The sequence below is a fragment of the Paenibacillus xylanexedens genome (assembly GCF_007676705.1).
Classification (GTDB): Bacteria; Bacillota; Bacilli; order Paenibacillales; family Paenibacillaceae; genus Paenibacillus; species Paenibacillus xylanexedens_C.
Genome location: NZ_VEBF01001058.1, coordinates 1 through 209, shown reverse-complemented (window position 1 = coordinate 209; position 209 = coordinate 1). Strand labels below are relative to the sequence as shown.

Here is a 209-nt window from a genome sequence, read left to right as displayed (position 1 = left end):
GGGGATTCGAACCCCTGTTACCTCCGTGAAAGGGAGGTGTCTTAACCCCTTGACCAACGGGCCCCATTTTCAAAGCTCTCAACCGGGATCGAACCGGTGACCTCATCCTTACCATGGATGCACTCTACCTACTGAGCTATGAGAGCAAATGGCTCCCCGAACAGGGCTCGAACCTGTGACAACTCGATTAACAGTCGAGTGCTCTACCA

Annotated in this window: 1 tRNA gene; it reads right to left on the bottom strand. The window is 53.6% G+C overall.

Annotated features, from left to right (window positions below):
• Positions 1-73 precede the first annotated feature (73 nt).
• Positions 74-146: transfer RNA gene (locus tag FS628_RS31220), tRNA-Thr, on the bottom strand.
• Positions 147-209: the final 63 nt, after the last annotated feature.